Genomic DNA, 17,461 nt, shown 5'->3' with positions numbered 1-17,461 from the left:
CGGACGACTCATGACGACAGTGGCCGTGCAGAGGCAGGCGCAGCGGCGCCGCTCGCCTCTCGTCGGGTACCTGCTGCGGCGGGCCGGGACCTCCCTGCTCCTGTTGGTGGGCGTGACCATCGTCACGTTCGCGCTCACCAACCTGGTGCCGGGAGACCCGGTCTCGGCCGCGCTCGGCGAGGGCGCGTCGCAGAACCCCGCGACGCGCGAGGCGTTCATCACGGCGAACGGTCTCGACCAGCCACTGTTCGTGCAGTACTTCATCTATATGGGGAACCTGCTCCGCGGGGACCTCGGCACGTCGCTGGTGACCGGACGCCCGGTCACCAGCGACCTCGCCACCGCCGTGCCCGCGACGATCGAGATCGCGATCAGCGCGATCATCGTCAGCCTCGCGGTCAGCATCGTGCTCGGCACGCTCGCGGCCTACCGTCGCGGACTCGTCACCGACCAGGTCATCCGCGTCGTCACGCTCGTCGGGCTCAGCGTCCCGACCTTCTGGCTCGCGCTGGTCAGCTTCTACGTGTTCTTCCTGGAGCTGCGCATCGCGCCGGGCTCCGGACGCATCTCGCCGTCGATCACCCCGCCGCCCCGGGTGACCGGGCTCTACACGGTCGACTACCTCCTCAACGGCGACGCGGTGGGCTTCTTCGACGCCCTCGCGCACCTCGCGCTGCCGGTCATGGTGCTCTCGCTCGTGACCATCGGACTGCTCACCCGCTTCATCCGCACCTCGGTGCTCGAGGTCCTCGGCAGCGACTACGTGCGCGCGGCCCGTGCCAAGGGCCTGCCGGCCATGCGCGTCATCCTCGACTACGTGCTCCGGGGTGCCTCGCTGCCGATCCTGACGGTGGTCGGCGTGGCCTTCGGAGCCCTGCTCTCCGGAACGGTGCTCGTCGAGTCGGTGTTCGCCTGGCCGGGGCTGGGCACGTACGCCTACAACTCCGCCGCCAATCTCGACCTGCCCGGCATCATGGGTGTCGGTCTTGTGGTCGGTGTCATCTACCTCCTCATCAACTTCATCGTGGACCTGCTCTACGGCGTGCTCGACCCGAGAGTGAGGATCGCATGAGCCGCATCGCCGCAGCGACCCCCGCCGGACGCTTCCGCTTCCGCTGGCCGCGCGCCTGGCGCACCCCGCTCGGCATCATCGGCACCGTCATCGCCGGTGCGTGGATCATCGTCGCCTTCACCGCGCAGTGGTGGGTGCCCTACCCGCCGAACGCGCAGGTGCTGTCCCGTCTGCAGGCGCCGGGCATCGACACGATCCTCGGCACCGACGGCAACGGCCGCGACATCTTCTCCCGATTGATGACCGGCGCGACGGTGAGTCTGCCGCTCGCGCTCATGCTCGTGATCGCCGCCCTCATCATCGGCACCCTCGTCGGCGCGGTCGCCGGGTACTTCGGGCGCGCCGTCGACGAGACGCTCATGCGCATCACGGACCTGTTCATGGCGTTCCCGACCGTGATCCTCGCGATGGTGGTCGCGGCCTCGCTCGGCCCCTCGCTGTTCAACGCCGTCATCGCCGCGATCGTGGTCTCGTGGCCGCAGTACGCCCGCGTCACCCGCAGCATCGTGCTCGGTCTCCGCGGACAGAACTACGTGATCGCGGGCCGCCTGCTCGGACACTCGCCGGTGCGCACCCTGTTCGTCGACATCCTCCCGAACATCGCCGGCCCGGTCCTGGTGCTCGCGACACTCGACATCGGGGCGGCGATCCTGCTGCTCTCCGGCCTCTCCTTCCTCGGCCTGGGGGCGCAGCCGCCGACGGCCGAGTGGGGGTCGATGATCTCCGGTGCGATGCAGAACTTCGACGCCTGGTGGCTCGGAGTCTTCCCCGGTCTCGCGATCCTCACGGTGGTGCTCGCGTTCAACTTCCTCGGAGACGCGATGCGCGACGTGCTCGACCCGACCGCCGAGATCGCCCACGAGAAGCAGGCGGAGCACACGGCTTCCGCGACGGGGGTGCCCGCATGACCGCGCACAGCACGGCGACGCTGAGCATCCGCGACCTCACGATCGACATCGGCCGTCCGCTGGTCAAGGGCGTGTCCCTGGAACTCGAACCGGGGCGCATCCACGGCCTCGCGGGGGAGTCCGGCTCCGGCAAGACGCTCACCTCCCTCGCCGTGCTCGGCCTGCTGCCGCGACAGGCGAAGACCGGCGGCTCGATCCTGCTCGCGGGGGAGGAGCTCGTCGGTCGCAACCGCCGGGGGCTCAACCGCATCCGCGGGAAGCGGATCGCGATGGTCTTCCAGGATCCGTCGGCCTCGCTGCACCCGCAGCTTCCGGTCGGTCGGCAGCTCACCGATCACATGCGCGTGCATCTCGGGCTCAAGGGCGCCGCTGCGCGCGAGCGGGCGGTGGAGCTGCTCCAGACCGTGCAGGTGCCGAATCCGGCCGAGGCGTTGAAGCGGTATCCGCACCAGTTCTCCGGCGGGCAGCGGCAGCGCATCGCGATCGCGTGCGCCCTCGCGTGCGATCCGGAGGTGCTGCTCGCGGACGAGCCGACGACCGCCCTCGACGTGACGGTGCAGGCCGGCATCCTGAAGCTGCTGCGCGACCTCGCGATCGAGCGGAACCTCGCCGTCCTGCTCGTGACCCACGACCTGGGCGTGATGAGCGCGATCGCCGACACGGTCGCCGTCATGAAGGACGGTCGCATCGTGGAGCTCGCCGACCGGGAGACGCTGTTCCGCGCTCCGCAGCACGAGTACACCCGCATGCTGCTCGCGGCCCTGCCGGGATCGCGCATCGATGAGAGCCCGGAGGAGGCCGCGGATGAGTGAGGTCAGCGTCCTCGACGCGCGCGACGTGGTGGTGCGGTATCCGGGCACCCCGCCCGTGATCGCGGTGAACGGCGTCTCGCTGAGTGTCGCGGCGGGAGAGACGGTCGCCCTCGTGGGCGAGTCCGGCAGCGGCAAGTCGAGCCTGGCCCGCGCTGTCGTCGGCATCGAGAAGACCGCCGGCGGGACGGTGTCGTTCCGCGGAGCCCCCGTCGCGCCGCTGGGGATCCGTCGTCGTGACACGGCGCTCACGGGCATCCAGATGGTCTTCCAGGACCCGGCGACCTCGCTGAACCCGCGCCGGCGGATCGGCGACCAGATCTCCGACGGCATCGCGACCGCCCGCGCGCGCGGTGCCGTCGGTTCCACCGTGGAGGAGTGGCTGGAGCGGGTCGGACTGCCCGCTGAGGTGCGCACCCGCTTCCCGCATCAGTTCTCCGGCGGCCAGAAGCAGCGCATCGCGATCGCCCGAGCGCTCGCCGCGCGGCCCTCGCTGCTCGTCGCCGATGAGCCGATCTCCGCGCTCGACGCGTCCACCCAGACGAGTGTCGCGGGGCTCATGCGCGACCTCGTGGCCGAGTCCGGCGCCGGGATGCTCTTCATCTCCCACGACCTCGCCGTCGTGCGCCGCATCGCCGACCGCACGTTCGTGATGTTCGGCGGGAGGGTGCTCGAATCAGGGCCGACCGCTGAGCTCTGGGCGGCGCCGCGGCACCCCTACACGCAGGCGCTGCTCGCCGCGATCCCGGAGCCGGACGGCACCGGCCGCATCCCCGATGCCCCCTCCGCCGACGACCGCGCGGTCTGGGCCGAGGTGCCTCCCGTCGCCTACTGACGCCTGATACGGCGAAGGGCCGGAGCATGCACCCCGGCCCTTCGCGTGTCTCGTGCGATCAGAGCGGCGCGACGATGTCCTGCTTCACGTCCCACTCGGTGATCTCGAGCGCGACGTCGACCGACTGCCCCTGGACGGTCGCGGAGCTGGTCGAGGCGAGGTTGACGTAGTCCTCGGTGACCTCGAACACGACCTCGACGGGCGTGCCCGCCTGCTCGACGGTGCCGCTGACGAGGTAGACCTTCTGGCCGAGGCGCTCGCCGGTGCCGGTCACGGTGAAGTCACCCGTGATGGCCTTCGCCGTCTCGGCGGGGTCCATCGCGGTGACGTCCTTCGCGGTGGTGCTGAGGCTCGCGATGATCGGGTCGCTCGACGACGGGTCGGCGGTCTGCCAGTCGCTCGATGGCGACTTCACCCAGACGTCGTCGCCGATCGCGACGATCGAGCCCATCGGGGAGAGCGACTCCAGCGCCTTCTCGGACGGGTTGAAGCGCGTGGTGGACTCCATGCCCATCACGACGGTCTTGGCGGCGTAGCCGGCAGTGTCGGTCATGGCCTCGGCGATGCAGGCGCCGAGGGCAGAGCCGTCGACGGTGGCGCCGTCGGCGAGCTCGGGGCAGTCGGTGGACGGCGCTTCGGCCTCCTGCGACGCGGCCCCGCTCGGCTTCGACTCGGCCGGCTTGTCCGACGCTCCCGCCGAGCATCCGGTGAGCATGACGGCGGCGGCGAGCACGACGCCGACCCCCCACTTGTTGACGCGCATGGCGCCCCCCTCCAGGTCACGTGCCGATGACCGTCACCAGGCACGCCCTCCAGCATGCCAAGGACCGAGCGGATGTGCGGGAGGCGGTTCCGAGGAAACTCCGCTAGACTGTCGAGGTTGTCTGCCTTGCGGCGTCCATTCGGGATTCCACGGGCGGGCACGTGCACACACCCTCCTGCTCCCGGGAAAGCCCCGAGAGCCGTTCTAGTCCGAAGGAGGTGGGTAAGTGACGCACCAGTACGAACTCATGGTCATTCTGACCCCCGAGATCGACGAGCGCCAGGTCGCCCCGACGCTCGACAAGTTCCTGAAGGTCATCACCAACGATGGTGGCTCTATCGAGAACGTCGACATCTGGGGCAAGCGCCGTCTCGCCTACGAGATCCAGAAGAAGACCGAGGGCATCTACGCCGTCGTCAACTTCACCGCGACCAGCGCCGCCACGCAGGAGCTCGACCGTCAGCTCAAGCTGAACGAGCAGATTATGCGCACCAAGGTGCTCCGCGCTGAAGAGGCTCAGGCGATGATCGCTTCCGAGGCCAAGCGCTCCGAAGAGAAGGCTGCCCGCAAGGCCGCCAAGGCTGCGAAGGCCTAAGTCTCATGGCCGGCGAAACCGTCATCACCGTGGTGGGCAACCTCACCGCCGACCCCGAGCTGCGCTACACGCAGAACGGGCTGCCGGTGGCGAACTTCACCATCGCATCGACGCCTCGCAACTTCGACCGTGCCGCGAACGAGTGGAAGGACGGCGAAGCGCTGTTCCTCCGCGCCTCGGTGTGGCGTGAGTTCGCCGAGCACGTGGCGGGCTCGCTCACCAAGGGCATGCGCGTGATCGCGCAGGGTCGTCTGCGCCAGCGTTCCTACCAGGACCGCGAGGGCAACCAGCGCACCGCGATCGAGCTGGAGGTCGACGAGATCGGCCCCTCGCTGCGGTACGCGACCGCGCAGGTCACCCGTGCGGCCTCGGGCGGTGGCGGCGGGGGACAGTCCCGTCCCGCGCAGCAGCAGCAGGTGTCGGAGGAGCCGTGGTCCACGCCCGGCTCGTCGACCAGCGCCGACGCCTGGAGCACTCCGGGCAGCTTCGGCGACGACACCCCCTTCTGAAAACACTTCTTCACGGGTGGGTCCCTGAGCTTGTCGAAGGGCCGCACCCCGCTCATCACTAAGGAAAAACTATGGCTGGAAAGTCGAGCGGCGACCGCCGCAAGCCGCGGAAGGGTGGCAAGCCCACCGCTCCCGCGAAGTCCATCCGGGTCGGTGTCATCGATTACAAGGATGTCGCCACCCTTCGCAAGTTCGTCTCGGAGCGCGGCAAGATCCGCGCCCGTCGTATCACCGGTGTCTCGGTGCAGGAGCAGCGTCTGATCGCCACGGCGATCAAGAACGCGCGCGAAATGGCGCTCCTGCCCTACGCTGGCGCCGGCCGGTAAGGGGTATCGAGATGGCAAAGCTGATTCTCACGAACGAGGTCGCCGGGCTCGGTAGCGCCGGTGACGTGGTCGAGGTCAAGAACGGGTACGCCCGCAACTTCCTCATCCCGCAGGGCTTCGCTACGGCGTGGACCCGCGGTGGCGAAAAGCAGGTCGCATCGATCCAGGCCGCGCGTCAGGCACGCGCGATCCACGACCGCGACGAGGCTGTGGCCCTGAAGAACACCCTCGAGGGCACCAAGGTGCGCCTCGCGGTGAAGGCCGGCAAGGAAGGCCGTCTGTTCGGCTCGGTGAAGACCGCCGACGTCGCAGAGGCCGTCACGGCTGCGGGCCTCGGCTCGATCGACAAGCGCAAGGTGCACATCACCTCGCCCATCAAGGCGACCGGTGAGCACGAGGCGACCGTGCGTCTGCACGAGGACGTCACTGCCGTCATCACGCTGCAGGTCGTCGCCGCCAAGTAAGGCACCCGACGGGCCCTGCCTGTCGAACAGAACGCCCCCTGTCCTCCGGGACAGGGGGCGTTTCTGCGTCTGGACGCGGGTCAGGCGGCAGGGGTGCTGCCTGATTCCATCGTCTGGTCGATGAGGTGATGCCTCCGTCGACGCTGCGCGACGAGCGCCCACGCCAACGCCACGATGCCGAGGCCGAACACCGCACCGCCGACGAGGAGCGGGACGTTCAGCGGCTCCTCGCCACGGGCAGCGGCGGCGAGGGTGCACCCGGGAGCGTCCGCGTCGAACACCGAACCGGCCGCGATGCAGTCGTTCAGCACGGTGACCTGACGGGCATAGGCCTGATCGGTGTGGACGCTGATCTTCCCGTCCGCCCCCACCTCGCACGGGTTGTCCTCCGTGCACTTCTCCCCGTCGGTGTTGCTCGAACTGTTCACCCCGACGATGGTCTTCCCGTCGGGGGCGACGAGGGCTGCCCCGGAGGTGCCGTGGTAGGTCTCGCAGTACTCGCCCTTCGCCATTCGCAGCGAGTCGTAGAGCTCATACTCGCCTTCGCGCAGGGTGGGGACGACCGTCTCGACGGTGCAGGTGAAGCCCTCATCCGCCTGCAGGGTGACCACGTCTCCGATCTTCGGCGGCGCGGCGGCGATGTCCAGGACGGTGACGCCCTGCGATTCGAGGTCGGCGTAGGAGGCGTCGAGCCGATAGAGCGCGAGATCGGTGCCGGTCATGGTGGCGAACAGCAGCCGCTCGGTCCTCGACGTGGTCAGGAGGTACCCCTTCTCGTCCTTGAACGGGACCGAGGAGTCCGATGATCGGTCGAGCTCGAATGCTCCAGGCTGCGGGATGTCTCGAGACGGATCCACGGCCGGGGTGCAGTGCCCGTTGGTGAGGAGGAGGGCATGGTCCTCGTCCGTCGACGCCGCGGCTCTGACGATGGAGGACGCGCAGGGCCCGACGCCCGGGTAGCCGGCGAGGGGGTCATGGGGCACGACGTCATCAGGAATCGACTCGTACGTCGACATGACGGTCCGGATCCAGTCCGCGTGCGCGGTCACGTCGGTGAAGAGGCCGCTGACCTCCGGGTTCTGGTCTTCGCTGCCGGTGAGTATGCCGGCGAGGGCCCACCCTCCGTTCACGCGGACGAGCAGCGGCCCCCCGGAGTCTGCGTTTCCGGTCTTGCTGTCGCCGTCGCCGGCGCACATCTCGCTGACTCGTTCGATGGTGGGGCAGTCGGCGTTGTCGAGGACTCGCGCGTCGAACTCCTTCAGCATCGTCGGGTAGTGGGATTGTTCGCTCGGACTCGCGTCATTACCCCAACCGAGAAAACGCACCGCCGTGCCGACCTTCGGCCGCGCCGACGCGAGAGGGATCGGCGTCTGCGACACCGGCTCGTCGAAGCGCAACAGCATGAGGTCTTCACCGAACACGGGCTCGGTACCCCCGGGGAGGCGGAAGAACCGGCTCACCGTGGCGACCTCACCGCCTTCCGTCACGTCGGCGGAACCGAACTGGACCGTCCATCCCTTCGGCGTTCCCGTGCTGACGAGGTTGTTCTTGCGGCAGTGCGCGGCGGTGAGGCCCCAGTTCGCGTCGATCAGGGTGACGCCGCAGCCGTTGCCTCCCGGCCCCGGCGTCTTCGGGTAGCCGGGCTTGTAGGCGCCCATGAAGGGGTAGGGCTCCGTCGCGTCGCTGCCGTCGCTGATCGCGAGCGCGGGCGTCGTGCCCGCGAGGACCAGGAGCGAGGCGAGCACGGCGGCGACGAGGTATCTGATGCGTGTCATGCGAAGGACCGTACGGACGGGGATGTTGCAGGACTGTCGCCGGATTCGCATACGTTCTCGCAACATCCGGTGGGGTGGGCTGGTGTCATGACCGCAGCGACGACATCGCGCGCGCCCTGGGGCGATGCCGCGAAGGGGCTGCTGATCGTCCTCGTGGTGTTCTGGCACGTCGTGCTGAAGACCTACCTGCAGGTCGACTGGCGGCTCGGCATCCCCCTTCCCGGAGCCTGGGGTCTCGCGAGCGACCTCATCTGGCCGTTCCTCATGCCGCTGTTCCTGTTCCTGTCCGGATACTTCGCCTCCGCAGCGTTGGCTCGACCGTGGGCGGCCGTGCTCCGTCCGCGCGTGGCCCGCTTCCTCTACCTCTATCTGCTGTGGAGTCTCATCCATGCCGCCGCGATGTGGGCGTTCCCCGACTTCCCGACGTTCGTACCGAGGAGTGTCTCCGCGTTCGTGGAGGGGGTGACGATGAGCCCGCCGAACACCTGGTACCTCTACGCCCTCGCGCTGTACTTCGTCGTCGCCAAGGGTCTGCAGCGACTGCCGCGCGGCGTGATGCTGGCGGGTTCCGGAGTCCTCTCGGTGGCGGTGGCCGCCGGGCTGGTCGATGTGGTGAGCAACCGCGGATCGCTCCTCTACAACCTCTTCTTCTTCCTCGGAGGTGCGTACCTCGCACCGCGCATCCGTCGCTTCACCGCTCGTCCGCGACCAGCACTCGCCGGGGCCCTGATCTTCGGGTACCTCGCCGCCTACGCCGTCATGCGCGTGACGGGTACGGAGACCGTTCCGGGGGTGTGGCCGGCGGTGTCCGTCCTCGGGGTGGCGATGGGACTCGCGGTCGCTCCGATCCTCGCGGGCCTCCCGCTGGCCGGGCGGGGCCTGCAAGCGCTCGGCGTCTGGAGCCTGCCCATCTACCTCCTGCACATGCCGCTGCTCGCGCTCGCCGACGCCGCGCTCGTGGGGGTCCTGTCCGACGCGGGGCAAGCCGTGCAGCTGCTCGCGGCCGTCCTGCTCCCGGTCGTGCTCACGGCGGGTCTCGTCGCCGCGTGCATCGGCCTCGATCGCCTCACCGCTCGCGATGGACTCGCCTGGCTGTGGGACCTGCCGCGTCGGCGGGCCGCGGTCGACGACGCGCCTCGCAGAGTCCCCTGGCGGACCCCGGTCGCGATGCTGGCACTGCTGGGGGTCGGCCTCGCCGTCAGCGCGGCAGCGGCGATCCCCGCCCGGCCGGCCGCGACCGCCGACCGCGCCGCCACCAACGAGGGCGAGGTCAGCGTCGGCGCCGTCGGCGACATCCTGCTGTACGACGCGTCGCGCGGGATCCCGGCGGATCGCGGGCGATCGACCTTCGACGAGATACGCCCCTGGTTCACCGAGGACATCGTCACCGGCAACCTGGAGCAGGTGATCGCGGCGGATACCGGCGTCGACAAGTGCGGCGGGAGCGACCACTGCCTCGCGTTCCGCAGCGAGCCGGATGCCGTCGAGGCGCTGCGCGGCTTCGACGTGCTCAATCAGGCGAACAACCACAGTCACGACTTCGGCCGGGAGGGCGTCGAAGAGACGAGGACGATCCTCCGCGCAGAGGGCATGGACGCGGTCGGCGACCGGAACGAGGTCGTCGTGACGAGGGTGGGGGAGACCACCGTGGCCCTGGTCGGGTTCGCGCCCTACGGGGGGTTCAACCGGGTCACCGACCTCCGTCACGTCGGTCAGGTGGTGCGCGCGGCGGCGGAACAGGCCGATCTCGTCGTCGTCCACGCGCACATGGGCGCCGAGGGACCAGAGGCCGACGGGGTCACCGGCGGGACCGAGCACAGCTTCGGGGAGAACCGGGGTGATCCGCAGGCGTTCGCGCATGCCGCCGTCGACGCCGGGGCCGATCTGGTGGTCGGGCACGGTCCGCACGTCGTCCGGGGTGCGGAGTTCTACCGTGGCCGGCTCATCGCGTACGGCCTGGGCAACTTCGCGGGAGGGGGCGTCTTCGGGGCCGAGGAGGAGACGCGCTTCGGCGCCTACCTGTCGGTCCGTCTCCGCGCAGACGGAACGTATCTCGGCGGACAGGTCCGCTCGATCGTCTTGGAGGCCGACGGCGGCGCCCCGGCGCCCGATCCGACCGGTCGGGCCGGCGCCCTGATGGACGAGCGCGGCCGACGGGACTTCCCGGGCAGTGCCGCCGTCGTCGACGCCGACGGGTTGATCGCCCCGCCGTGAGGATAGGCTGCTGGCCATGACGGACGACGTTCGCAATGTGCACGAGGCCCTGTCCACCATCCACGAGCACTGGCAGCCGCACCGGCTGACGAGCGTCAACGACTACGACGTCAAGGTCGTGAAGCTGCAGGGCGAGTTCGTCTGGCACACGCATCCCGAGACCGACGAGCTGTTCTTCGTGGTGAGCGGGCGCCTGACGATCCAGCTCCGCGACCGCGACGTCATCCTGAACCCGAACGACGTGTTCGTGGTGCCCCGGGGTATCGAGCACTGCCCGAAAGCCGAGGAAGAGGTGCAGGCGATCCTCTTCGAGCCGAAGGGCACGGTCAACACCGGAGACGCAGGCGGCGACATGACGGCGGAGCTCCAGGAGCTCGGCTAACCACCACATCGCATCCCGCGCACCTCGCCGAACGGGCGCACGGATGCCCCGCGGTGGGGGACCACGGGGCATCCGCCGTTTGCGCGGCGGTCACGCTCGGCAGAGGAAGCGCAGCGAGGGCTGCACCGCACGGGCGGACGCTGCCGCGCACCGGCGGGGGCGAGTCTCCTCCCCCGAGGACATCGCCACCGCCGGGGCTCAGCGCCTACGCCGCGCGACGGCGCAGCAGGCCCGCACCTCCCAGCAGCAGGAGAGCGGCGAGGGCCCACAGCCACGGGGCCGAGGCGCCACCGGTCATCGCGAGGCCGGTGGCCTCACCCGTCGCGGCGGCACCCGCAGCCCACGGCATGCTGGTCATGCCGGCTCCGGTGCTCGGCGTCGTTCCCGGGTTCGCTCCGGGGTCGGTTCCGGGGTTGGTGCCGGGGTCCGTGCCCGGGTCGGTTCCGGGGTTCGTGCCCGGGTCGGTGCCCGGGTCCGTTCCGGGATCAGTGCCCGGGTCCGTGCCCGGGTCCGTGCCGGGGTTCGTGCCGGGATCGGTCACCGTGCTCTCGCCGACGACGGAGATCGCGTTCCCGCCGATCGTGATGGGAAGCGTCACCGGGAGCTCCAGCTGAGTCCCGCCGAGGACGCTGTCGTCACCGCCGGTGGTGCTGCCTCCGGTCGCGGGTGCGGTCGGGGCCGTGGCGCCGCCGGTGGTGCCGGTGACGGTGGCGTCGTCGGTGACGGAGATGGCGTTGCCGGTGACGCCGATGGGGGCGGTCACGGGCGCGACCACCTGGGTGCCGCCGAGGATGCTGTCGTCACCGCCGGTGGTGCTGCCTCCGGTCGCGGGTGCGGTCGGGGCCGTGGCGCCGCCGGTGGTGCCGGTGGCCTCGCTGTCACCGAGGAGTGAGATGGCGTTGCCGCCGACGGTGACGGGGGCCGTCACCGGGGCGACGACCTGGGTGCCGCTCGCGGTGCCGTCCTCGCCCGAGGTGCTCGACCCGGCCGCGGGCGCAGCCGGTGCCGGGCTGGTGCCGCCGGAGGTGCCGGTGGCCTCGCTGTCACCGAGGAGCGAGATGGCGTTGCCGCCGACGGTGACAGGCGTCGTCACGGGTGCCACGGCCTGCGTGCCCCCGAGGATGCTGTCGTCACCGCCGGTGGTGCTCCCGCCGGCCGCGGGTGCGGTCGGGGCCGCGGTGCCGCCGGAGGTGCCGGTGGCCTCGCTGTCGCCGAGGAGCGAGATGGCGTTGCCGCTCACCGTGACGGGGGCCGTCACCGGGGCGACGACCTGGGTGCCGCTCGCGGTGCCGTCCTCGCCCGAGGTGCTCGACCCGGTCGCCGGGGCAGGCGCCGGTGCTGCGGCGCTCTCTCCCTCAGCGGCCGACTCGGAGTCACCGAGCAGCGAGATGGCGTTGTCGGACACGGTCACCGGGGCGTTGACCGCCACCAGAGCCTGCGTGCCCGAGAGCACGCCATCCAGGCCGTCCGTGTCGAGGGAGAGCACCCCGGCCGCGTCAGGGGCCTGGGGAGCCGCGCTCTGGGGAGGAGCGGCGGCCGGGGTGCTGGTCGTGGAGTCTTCGGTGAGGCTGATCGCGTTGTCCGTCACCGTGACGGGGAGGTTCACGGTCACCACGGCTTGGGTGCCGGATGCGGTGCCCTCCTCGCCGCTCGTCTGCGGAGCGGGGGCGGACGCCGGTGCGGGAGCCGGAGCAGGGGCGGGAGCCGGGGCCGGAGCCGGCGCGGTGGATGCCGCGTCGCCGAGCACGGAGATCGCGTTGTCGACGACCGTGATCGGGGCGGTGATGGGCGCTACTGCCTGGGTGCCGGAGAGGAAGCCGTCGTCTCCGGATGTCTCGGCCGCATTGGCGGCCGTCGCGCCGAGCAGGGTGATCCCGCCGGCGATGAGCGTGCCCCAGAGGACGCGCTTCGCGTAGGTACGCATGATGGTTCTCCTGACGTGACTGGTCTGTCTGATGGGATGCGCGCGAGGAAGTGCGTGCGCAGCACGGCATCTGTCATCCCGGTGGGATGACGCGACAGTCCGTCAGTCAGGCGAGACGTCGGTGTCGGCGACGGGTGCGCCCGGAAGGGCGTCGTCCCGTGCGCCGGCGGCCCGCTCCCAGGCACGGAGCGGGGTCGCGCCGATCTCGCTGAGGCGAGCGGGGGCGCTGGCGGAACCTCCGGCCGAGGTGGCGGAGGAAGAGGCGGGGGCGGCCGGAGCGGCCGGAGGAGCACCGAACGGCACCGGAGCGGTGTCACCGGCACCGGCGTCCGAGGAGTCGGGTGCGGAGACCGGACCTGCGAAGGAAGCCACGGTGCGGAGCACAGAGTCCTGGCCCGTGCTCGGCGAGGCCGACGGTGCGGGAGCAGGCTCGGGAAGCGCGGCGATGTCGTCGCGCACAGGGGGGACGCCCATGGGGACGGAGCCCTCCGGTGTCTGCGGTGCAGCCGGCTCATGTGGCGTAAGCACCTCGACGACCGGCGGAACGGTCTCTTCGACGACGCCGCCGATCAGGCTGGTCGTGCCGTCGACGACACCGACGACGTTCTCGACCAGGTCGATGGCGCCGGAGTCCACGACGATGCCGCCGACCAGCGGAAGGCCGCCGACGAGGTCGAGCACGGGCGCGGTGATCTGCGAGACCGGTGCAGAGCCGAGCACGTCGGTCACGGGCTCGACGACCGTCTCGGTGGTCTCGGCGACCGCCTCGAGCACCGGGGCCGCGGTGTCTCCGACGACGGGGACCTGCGTCACCGTCTCGGTCACCGTCTCGACGATGGCGGGAGCCGCCTCCTGCACAGGAGCGACGGTGTGGGTCACGACGGGAGCGACGACCTCGTGCACGACGGGGGCCACGACCTCCTGGACCACCGGCGTCGCCACCTGCTTCACTACCGGAGCCACGACGTTGTTCACGACCGGCTTCGTCACGGCGGTGACCGTCTCCGACACGACGGAGGTGAGGCCGTCGAGCGGACCCTTCGGCTCCTCGGCCGCATGCGCGGAGCCCCCACCGGTGAGGACGGTCAGGGCCGCCCAGGCGAGCACGCCGACGCCACCCCAGAGGACGGCGTGGGGTACGCCGCGTCGGGTGGTCCGAGCGTCCACGTGGTCCTCCCCCTCCGAAAGGTCTACGCGTGTGTCGATGGGAGGGAGAATACTCGCGCACCCCCTCTCTGTCCAGGGGCGTTTACATCCGATTCGTCTCGTGTCAGATCGTGACGCGCCCGGCGGATTTCCGGCTTGACTTTCCCCAGGTTCTACACATGCCCCCTCCGGAGGGGAAACCTTCAACGCGCAATTTAAACTCGTTTTCATCCACAGGCTGGGGAAACGATTTATGCCTGGTCGGCTGGCAGAAAAAACTTCGCTCTTCACACCGTCCACCGGGTTATCCACACCCGTTCTGCACAGACACTCCGAGATTGTCCGCACGCTGTCCACATGGTTATCCACAGGCCGTGTTGCACCGTGTGGAGACCGCTCATAGCGTGGTCGAGCGACCGAATGTCGGGGGCACCTGCTTGTCTGGGGATGGCCGCCGCGCGGCCGCGGTCCCCCGCACCGGCATCCGCGGATGCGAGCGCGGGGCCCGCCTCAGAACCGTCGCATCGAAGGGAACACAGTGTCGATCGCCGACATCTCCGCGGAGCGCCTGGGAGGGCAGCGTCCGCCCGAGCGCACCCCTCCGCACGACCTCCTCGCCGAGCAGAGCGCCCTGGGCGGCATGCTCCTGTCGAAGGACGCCGTCGCCGATGTGATCGAGACGCTCAAGGGCGCCGACTTCTACATCCCGAAGCACGAGCTCATCTTCGAGGCCATCCTCTCCCTCTACTCCCACGGTGAGCCGACCGACGTCGTCGCCGTCACCGACGAGCTCATCAAGACCGGTGAGCTGAACAAGGCGGGCGGCGCGGACTACCTGCACACCCTTACGTCGATCGTCCCGACCGCGGCCAACGCCGGCTACTACGCGGGCATCGTCTCCGAGCGAGCGATCCTCCGCCGCCTCGTCGACGCCGGGACGCGCATCGTCCAGCTCGGCTACGACGGCCAGGGCGACGCGACCGACATCGTCAACAACGCGCAGGCGGAGATCTACTCGGTCACCGGCTCGGAGACGGCCGAGGACTACGTACCGCTCACCGTCGCGGTCGATGCCGCCGTCGAGGAGATCGAGGCGGCCAACGGCCGCGACGGTTCCATGACCGGCATCCCCACCGGCTTCCGCGAGCTCGACGAGCTCACCAACGGCCTGCACGGCGGCCAGATGATCGTCGTCGCCGCGCGACCCGCGATGGGTAAGTCCACGCTCGCCCTCGACTTCGCCCGTGCGGCCTCGATCGGGCACGACTTCCCCTCGATCTTCTTCTCGCTCGAGATGGGCAAGAGCGAGATCGCGATGCGTCTGCTCAGCGCCGAGGGGGCGATCCCGCTGCAGAACATGCGCAAGGGAACGCTCGACCCGCGGGACTGGACGACGGTCGCCGCCACCCGCGGCCGCATCAACGACGCCCCGCTCTACATCGACGACAGCCCGAACATGACGCTCGTCGAGATCCGGGCGAAGTGCCGGCGGCTGAAGCAGCGGGCCGGTCTGCGGATGGTCATCATCGACTATCTCCAGCTCATGACATCCGGCAAGCGCGTCGAGTCCCGTCAGCAGGAGGTCTCGGAGTTCTCCCGAAGCCTCAAGCTCATCGCCAAGGAGCTGCAGGTGCCGGTCATCGCGCTGTCGCAGCTGAACCGTGGTCCCGAGCAGCGACAGGACAAGAAGCCCGCCATCAGCGACCTGCGAGAGTCCGGATCGATCGAGCAGGACGCCGACATGGTCATCCTCTTGCACCGCGACTCGGTCTACGACAAGGACGTCCGTCCCGGCGAGGCCGACCTCATCGTGGCCAAGCACCGTAACGGTCCGACCGCGACCATCACGGTCGCCTTCCAGGGGCACTACTCCCGGTTCGCCGACATGGCCCCCGGCGGCGACTTCACCTGAGCCGCGGCGTCAGCGTCCCACGTCGGACGCCGACTCCTCGCGGAGGCTGAGCCGGACGTGGCAGGAGTGGGACGTCGTGAACGGGATCACGCGTTCGATCTCCACGGGGCCGCCCGCTCTCGCCAGCACCGACTTCATGAGTTCCTCGTGCACCCGGCAGACCAGGGTCTGGTCATCGGTCAGCAGCGTGTGGAAGCGGCAGGGGGAGAGGTCGACGGTCATCGCCTTCTCGTCGATGTCCGGCTGCAGGCCCACGTCGTCGAGGTGGTGGAACAGCGCATCGAGCTGATGCGTCGCGGCCTCCGGGAGCCCGGATCGCGTCGCCGGGAGCACCGCGCGCATGAGGTCGCCGTGACGGATCGCCTCCTGGACCCGCCGCTCCTCGATCTCATTCGGCTCGCTCGGCAACACGGGGGAGAAGCGCAGCCGCGGCCGTCCGCGACGACCGGTGTGCTCCACCTCGGACCGGGCGAGGCCCTCGCCTTCGAGCACGCGAAGGTGGTCGCGCAGCGTGTTCACGTGGAGGCCCATGCGGAGGGAGAGCTCGGCGAGGCCGATTCCCGGAGTGTCCATCAAGGCGGCGAGAACCCGCAGCCGGCTGCTCTGCATGAGCCCGCGGTAGGCGTCGGTAGGACGTGGCATGTTACCCATTATCCCCTGCGCGCCGAGCGAGGGGCCGATTTCCACGGCCAGGTCTGGCGACGGCGGCGACCGGTCCGGTTAGCCTGAGGCCATGACGGGTGGACGCACGGTGACCGCGCTGCGCCTGCTCCTGCCCGCATTCCTGCTCGGGGCGATCGTCGCGATCTCATTCCTGGAGGCGCCGTTGAAGTTCCTGGCTCCCGGAATCACGATCCCGCTGGGGCTCGGCATCGGTCGCCTCGTCTTCACCGCCCTCAATGTCCTCGCGGGAGCGGTGCTCCTCGTGTTGACCGCGGTCAGCATCCGCGCCAGGGCCGGACGTCCCTCGGCGCTGCTGCTCGGCGGGCTGTGGCTGGCGTTCCTCGTCGAGGTGATCGTCATCCGCCCGATCCTCAATCGGCGCAGCGATCTCGTCATCGCAGGGCAGGAGGCTCCGGGAACCGATGGCGCGCACTACGCCTACATCGTCGCGGACGTGACGATGGTCGTGCTGCTCGTGGCCCTTCTCGTGGTCACGGTGCGCGCTGTGCTGCCGCCGCGCGCGTCCTTGCCGACGACCGACGTCTAGGACGCGTCGGACGGTGTGGACTCCAGGATCCGCCGCGCGCTGTCGCGAGCGGTGACGAACGGTTCGGCGAAGGTCCCCATGCCGACGGTGACGATGGCCCCTTCATAGAGGAGCATGAGCGTCGCCGCGAGACGTTCCGGATCGCGGAAGCCCGCCTCATCGCAGAGCTCTGCGAACACCGCGAGCAGCCACTCCTTCTCGCGACGGGCCTCGGCGAGCACCAGCGGGGCATCCCCGGGGCCGTCGATCTCGGCACGCGCGTTGATGGCGCTGCATCCCTTGGTGCTGTTGTCGGGCACCCAGGCTAGGGCTGCGTCGAAGATCGCGAGCACACGGGCAGGCCCCGGCTCCGGCACCCGCGCGAGGTGGGCCGCGACGTGATCGCGCCAGCGGGCGTCCCGGTGCTGCAGGTACGACACGACGAGCGCTTCCTTCGATCCGAAGCGGTCGTACAGCGTCTTCTTCGTGACGCCGGCGGCCGCGGCGATGGTGTCGACTCCGATGGCGTGGATGCCGCGCTCGTAGAAGAGGTCGGAGGCGGCGTCGAGCACGCGGCGTGCTCCCGGGGTCAATGGGGGGAGTTCCGGGACGGGGATCGACATGCGCCGAGTATACCA

18 protein-coding genes are annotated in these 17,461 nt (G+C 70.0%); 12 read left to right on the top strand and 6 right to left on the bottom strand.

Annotated features, from left to right (window positions below; all coding sequences use genetic code 11):
• Positions 1-10 precede the first annotated feature (10 nt).
• Genes AC3B5L_RS16990 through AC3B5L_RS16975 form a run of 4 tightly spaced genes read left to right on the top strand, consistent with a single transcriptional unit; the run spans position 11 to position 3,624 of the window.
• Entirely contained in the window at positions 11-1,072 is a 1,062-nt protein-coding gene (locus AC3B5L_RS16990) for an ABC transporter permease (RefSeq protein WP_187662750.1), read from the top strand.
• The gene (locus tag AC3B5L_RS16985) at positions 1,069-1,980 is read left to right on the top strand and encodes an ABC transporter permease (protein ID WP_259952711.1); all 912 of its coding nucleotides are present in this window, start codon (positions 1,069-1,071) and stop codon (positions 1,978-1,980) included. The genes AC3B5L_RS16990 and AC3B5L_RS16985 overlap by 4 nt, the downstream gene beginning before the upstream one ends.
• The gene (locus AC3B5L_RS16980; protein WP_187662748.1) at positions 1,977-2,792 is read left to right on the top strand and encodes an ABC transporter ATP-binding protein; all 816 of its coding nucleotides are present in this window, start codon (positions 1,977-1,979) and stop codon (positions 2,790-2,792) included. Before AC3B5L_RS16985 ends, AC3B5L_RS16980 begins: the two co-directional genes overlap by 4 nt.
• Positions 2,785-3,624: an ABC transporter ATP-binding protein gene (locus AC3B5L_RS16975; protein ID WP_490095998.1), complete on the top strand. Its 840-nt coding sequence runs from the start codon at positions 2,785-2,787 to the stop codon at positions 3,622-3,624. Before AC3B5L_RS16980 ends, AC3B5L_RS16975 begins: the two co-directional genes overlap by 8 nt.
• 58 nt (positions 3,625-3,682) lie before the next feature.
• On the opposite strand, the gene AC3B5L_RS16970 is transcribed toward AC3B5L_RS16975, so the two are convergent.
• Positions 3,683-4,387, bottom strand: a complete 705-nt coding sequence (locus tag AC3B5L_RS16970) for a hypothetical protein (protein ID WP_259952707.1) — start codon at positions 4,385-4,387, stop codon at positions 3,683-3,685.
• Between the two features lie 226 nt (positions 4,388-4,613).
• On the opposite strand from AC3B5L_RS16970, the gene rpsF reads away from it, so the two are divergent.
• From rpsF to rplI, 4 genes are all read left to right on the top strand, one after another.
• Positions 4,614-4,982 carry a 30S ribosomal protein S6 gene (gene rpsF / locus AC3B5L_RS16965; protein WP_021201450.1) on the top strand — a complete coding sequence of 123 codons (369 nt, stop codon included), beginning with the start codon at positions 4,614-4,616 and terminating at the stop codon, positions 4,980-4,982.
• Positions 4,983-4,987: 5 nt separating this feature from the next.
• Positions 4,988-5,491, top strand: coding sequence for a single-stranded DNA-binding protein (locus tag AC3B5L_RS16960; protein ID WP_025102815.1), 504 nt, complete (start codon positions 4,988-4,990; stop codon positions 5,489-5,491).
• Between the two features lie 71 nt (positions 5,492-5,562).
• Entirely contained in the window at positions 5,563-5,817 is a 255-nt protein-coding gene (gene rpsR / locus AC3B5L_RS16955; protein ID WP_017829850.1) for a 30S ribosomal protein S18, read from the top strand.
• A gap of 11 nt (positions 5,818-5,828) precedes the next feature.
• Positions 5,829-6,281 (top strand): 50S ribosomal protein L9, encoded by a 453-nt coding sequence (rplI, locus tag AC3B5L_RS16950; RefSeq protein WP_187662744.1) that lies wholly within the window; start codon positions 5,829-5,831, stop codon positions 6,279-6,281.
• Between the two features lie 80 nt (positions 6,282-6,361).
• Here rplI and AC3B5L_RS16945 read toward each other — a convergent pair whose 3' ends face one another.
• Positions 6,362-8,056, bottom strand: a complete 1,695-nt coding sequence (locus AC3B5L_RS16945) for a S1 family peptidase (RefSeq protein WP_259952697.1) — start codon at positions 8,054-8,056, stop codon at positions 6,362-6,364.
• 87 nt (positions 8,057-8,143) lie between these two features.
• Here AC3B5L_RS16945 and AC3B5L_RS16940 point away from each other — a divergent pair, with 87 nt between their 5' ends.
• Both AC3B5L_RS16940 and AC3B5L_RS16935 read left to right on the top strand, forming a co-directional pair.
• A complete protein-coding gene (locus AC3B5L_RS16940; protein ID WP_490095997.1) occupies positions 8,144-10,270 on the top strand; it encodes a CapA family protein in 2,127 nt (708 codons plus the stop codon).
• 16 nt (positions 10,271-10,286) lie between these two features.
• A complete protein-coding gene (locus AC3B5L_RS16935) occupies positions 10,287-10,652 on the top strand; it encodes a cupin domain-containing protein (RefSeq protein ID WP_490095996.1) in 366 nt (121 codons plus the stop codon).
• Positions 10,653-10,857: 205 nt separating this feature from the next.
• Here AC3B5L_RS16935 and AC3B5L_RS16930 read toward each other — a convergent pair whose 3' ends face one another.
• Positions 10,858-12,576, bottom strand: a complete 1,719-nt coding sequence (locus tag AC3B5L_RS16930) for a beta strand repeat-containing protein (protein ID WP_490095995.1) — start codon at positions 12,574-12,576, stop codon at positions 10,858-10,860.
• 102 nt (positions 12,577-12,678) lie between these two features.
• Positions 12,679-13,743: a hypothetical protein gene (locus AC3B5L_RS16925; protein ID WP_490095994.1), complete on the bottom strand. Its 1,065-nt coding sequence runs from the start codon at positions 13,741-13,743 to the stop codon at positions 12,679-12,681.
• A gap of 517 nt (positions 13,744-14,260) precedes the next feature.
• Between AC3B5L_RS16925 and dnaB the strand changes: the two genes are divergently transcribed.
• Positions 14,261-15,634 (top strand): replicative DNA helicase, encoded by a 1,374-nt coding sequence (gene dnaB / locus AC3B5L_RS16920; RefSeq protein WP_187662739.1) that lies wholly within the window; start codon positions 14,261-14,263, stop codon positions 15,632-15,634.
• Between the two features lie 9 nt (positions 15,635-15,643).
• On the opposite strand, the gene AC3B5L_RS16915 is transcribed toward dnaB, so the two are convergent.
• Positions 15,644-16,276 carry a winged helix-turn-helix transcriptional regulator gene (locus AC3B5L_RS16915; RefSeq protein WP_259952686.1) on the bottom strand — a complete coding sequence of 211 codons (633 nt, stop codon included), beginning with the start codon at positions 16,274-16,276 and terminating at the stop codon, positions 15,644-15,646.
• Positions 16,277-16,367: 91 nt separating this feature from the next.
• Between AC3B5L_RS16915 and AC3B5L_RS16910 the strand changes: the two genes are divergently transcribed.
• On the top strand, positions 16,368-16,844 hold the full coding sequence (locus AC3B5L_RS16910) for a hypothetical protein (RefSeq protein ID WP_187662737.1): 477 nt from the start codon (positions 16,368-16,370) through the stop codon (positions 16,842-16,844).
• Here AC3B5L_RS16910 and AC3B5L_RS16905 read toward each other — a convergent pair.
• Positions 16,841-17,446, bottom strand: a complete 606-nt coding sequence (locus AC3B5L_RS16905; RefSeq protein WP_187662736.1) for a TetR/AcrR family transcriptional regulator — start codon at positions 17,444-17,446, stop codon at positions 16,841-16,843. The two genes, AC3B5L_RS16910 and AC3B5L_RS16905, sit on opposite strands and share 4 nt — an antisense overlap.
• Between the last annotated feature and the right edge of the window lie 15 nt (positions 17,447-17,461).

It is taken from the genome of Microbacterium sp. C-MGS6, assembly GCF_058140415.1.
The sequence above is the reverse complement of the archived record's forward strand: the minus strand, read 5'-3'. Positions and strand labels throughout refer to the sequence as shown.

Bases quoted from the DNA above. Each gene is read 5' to 3' on its own strand.
- AC3B5L_RS16990 (WP_187662750.1), top strand. From the start codon at position 11: ATGACGACAGTGGCCGTGCAGAGGCAGGCGCAGCGGCGCCGCTCGCCT.
- AC3B5L_RS16985 (WP_259952711.1), top strand. From the start codon at position 1,069: ATGAGCCGCATCGCCGCAGCGACCCCCGCCGGACGCTTCCGCTTCCGC.
- AC3B5L_RS16980 (WP_187662748.1), top strand. From the start codon at position 1,977: ATGACCGCGCACAGCACGGCGACGCTGAGCATCCGCGACCTCACGATC.
- AC3B5L_RS16975 (WP_490095998.1), top strand. From the start codon at position 2,785: ATGAGTGAGGTCAGCGTCCTCGACGCGCGCGACGTGGTGGTGCGGTAT.
- AC3B5L_RS16970 (WP_259952707.1), bottom strand. From the start codon at position 4,387: ATGCGCGTCAACAAGTGGGGGGTCGGCGTCGTGCTCGCCGCCGCCGTC.
- AC3B5L_RS16960 (WP_025102815.1), top strand. From the start codon at position 4,988: ATGGCCGGCGAAACCGTCATCACCGTGGTGGGCAACCTCACCGCCGAC.
- rpsR (WP_017829850.1), top strand. From the start codon at position 5,563: ATGGCTGGAAAGTCGAGCGGCGACCGCCGCAAGCCGCGGAAGGGTGGC.
- rplI (WP_187662744.1), top strand. From the start codon at position 5,829: ATGGCAAAGCTGATTCTCACGAACGAGGTCGCCGGGCTCGGTAGCGCC.
- AC3B5L_RS16945 (WP_259952697.1), bottom strand. From the start codon at position 8,056: ATGACACGCATCAGATACCTCGTCGCCGCCGTGCTCGCCTCGCTCCTG.
- AC3B5L_RS16940 (WP_490095997.1), top strand. From the start codon at position 8,144: ATGACCGCAGCGACGACATCGCGCGCGCCCTGGGGCGATGCCGCGAAG.
- AC3B5L_RS16935 (WP_490095996.1), top strand. From the start codon at position 10,287: ATGACGGACGACGTTCGCAATGTGCACGAGGCCCTGTCCACCATCCAC.
- AC3B5L_RS16930 (WP_490095995.1), bottom strand. From the start codon at position 12,576: ATGCGTACCTACGCGAAGCGCGTCCTCTGGGGCACGCTCATCGCCGGC.
- AC3B5L_RS16915 (WP_259952686.1), bottom strand. From the start codon at position 16,276: ATGCCACGTCCTACCGACGCCTACCGCGGGCTCATGCAGAGCAGCCGG.
- AC3B5L_RS16910 (WP_187662737.1), top strand. From the start codon at position 16,368: ATGACGGGTGGACGCACGGTGACCGCGCTGCGCCTGCTCCTGCCCGCA.
- AC3B5L_RS16905 (WP_187662736.1), bottom strand. From the start codon at position 17,446: ATGTCGATCCCCGTCCCGGAACTCCCCCCATTGACCCCGGGAGCACGC.